2 protein-coding genes are annotated in these 1,804 nt (G+C 71.7%); one reads left to right on the top strand and one right to left on the bottom strand.

Going from position 1 to position 1,804, the window contains the following annotated elements; all coding sequences use genetic code 11:
* Positions 1–176: 176 nt before the first annotated feature.
* On the top strand, positions 177–902 hold the full coding sequence (locus AC5RV2_RS17630; protein ID WP_494093406.1) for a FadR/GntR family transcriptional regulator: 726 nt from the start codon (positions 177–179) through the stop codon (positions 900–902).
* Between the two features lie 104 nt (positions 903–1,006).
* On the opposite strand, the gene AC5RV2_RS17625 is transcribed toward AC5RV2_RS17630, so the two are convergent.
* A partial coding sequence (locus AC5RV2_RS17625) for a zinc-binding dehydrogenase (protein WP_494093405.1) occupies positions 1,007–1,804 on the bottom strand: 798 nt, incomplete at its 5' end.

The following is a 1,804-nucleotide window of genomic DNA, read 5'->3' as shown; positions in this document are numbered from 1 at the left end:
GCCCCAGCCGCTTCCGCCGCAACCGCAGCCCGGCCCGTTCCCCGATCCGGGGCCGATCCTGCCGCCGCGAAGGCCCTGACGTACCCGCCGGTTCGCGCCGGCAACGTCCCGCAACACAGCCGGTGTGCGCATCCGGCCCCCTAGAATGAACGCGTGACCGCTACCCTTCCGCGCGCATGAGTTCGCGCCTGCACAGCCTCGTCGTCGAGACGCTTGGCAAGCGCATCGTCTCCGGTGAGCTGGCGGCCGGCGCCACCGCGCATGCCGAGCAGTTCGAGGCCGAGCTCGGCGTCTCCCGTTCCGTGCTGCGCGAGGCCGTGCGCGTGCTGCAGTCGCTGGGGCTGGTCGAGTCCGTCAAGCGCATCGGCATCCGGGTACTGCCGCCGGAGCAGTGGAACAAGTTCGACCCCTCGGTGATCCGCTGGCGCCTGGCCGGGGATGGCAAAGGCGTGCAGTTGCGCTCGCTGACCGAGCTGCGCTCCGCCGTCGAACCGGCCGCCGCCGAGCTGGCCGCGCAGCATGCACCGCAGGACACAGCGGCGGAGCTCATGGCCGTCGCGGCGAAGATGCGGGCGGTGGGACGGGCCGGCGACCTGCAGCAGTTCCTGGAGCTGGACATCCACTACCACACGCTGGTGCTGGCGGCCTCCGGCAACGAGATGTTCGCGCAGATGCACTCGATGATCGCCGAGGTGCTGCGCGGCCGCACCGATTACGGGCTGATGCCGGCGCACCCGCACGAAGAAGCGCTGCAATTGCACGTCGACGTCGCGGACGCCATCCAGTCCGGCCGCCCGGAAGCGGCCCGGGCGGCGATGGACCAGATCATGCGGCGGACCGTGGAGGAAGTACGCAGCGTCTGGGAGTCCGAGCCCCGGCTGTTCGAAGCCCCCGGCGCCTAGGCCTCCATTCCCCCGCATCGACTGTTCAGCAGGCGCCCTTCCCGTGTTCGAGAAGGGCGCCTGCCGAACAGTAGATCCCGGGCGCGGACCGACCGCCCCGGCGGCTACTCTGCGTCGCTGAACCGCAGCAGCACCTTGCCGCTCTGTGACGAGTCCCGCGCCATGCCGAACGCCTCTAGGGCGTCGGCCGCGGCGTATTCGTGCGTGGTCACCGGGTCCGCGTAGAGGGAGCCGTCGGCCAGCGCCGCAATCACTTCATCGATCTCGTCGTTGAAGCGGAAGGAACCCACCAGCTCCAGCTCCCGGGTGATCGCCAGCGAGATCAGCGCCGGCTGCTCGCCCGAGGGCAGCAGCCCCACCATCACCACGCGGCCGCCGCGGGCCGCACCGCGCACGGCCGACGCCAGGCCGTGATGGTTGCCGGACGACTCCAGGCAGATGTCTGCCTCGACCCCGGCGATAGCCTCGGCATCGGTCGCCAACAGCGTGCGGCCGGCACCGACTTCCCGGGCGATGTCCAGCGGCTTCTCGTGCATGTCGACGGCGACGATCTCGCCCGCGCCGGCCCGCTTCAGCACCGCGATGATCAGGGCGCCGATCGGGCCGCAGCCGATGACCAGCACCCGCTTGCCCGCCACGTCTCCGGCCCGCGCGACGGCATGCCAGGCCACGCTGGCCGGCTCCACCAGGGCGGCCCGCCGCAGCGGCAGTTTGGCGGGCAGTTCCCGCAGCATCCGCGTCGGCAGGTTTACGTAGCGGGCGAATGCGCCTTCGGTGTGCGGGAAACGTGCGGCGCTGCCCAGGTACGTGCAGCCCGGCGAGAGGTTCGGGCGGTCCTCCGGGTACCTGGACCCGTCACCCGGTCCGGGCGTCGCCGGATGCACGGCCACGGCCGTGCCGGC

The sequence above is a fragment of the Arthrobacter sp. Y3225116 genome (assembly GCF_059091245.1).
The sequence above is the reverse complement of the archived record's forward strand: the minus strand, read 5'-3'. Positions and strand labels throughout refer to the sequence as shown.

Coding starts and splice junctions, on each gene's coding strand:
- AC5RV2_RS17630 (WP_494093406.1), top strand. CDS start 177: ATGAGTTCGCGCCTGCACAGCCTCGTCGTCGAGACGCTTGGCAAGCGC.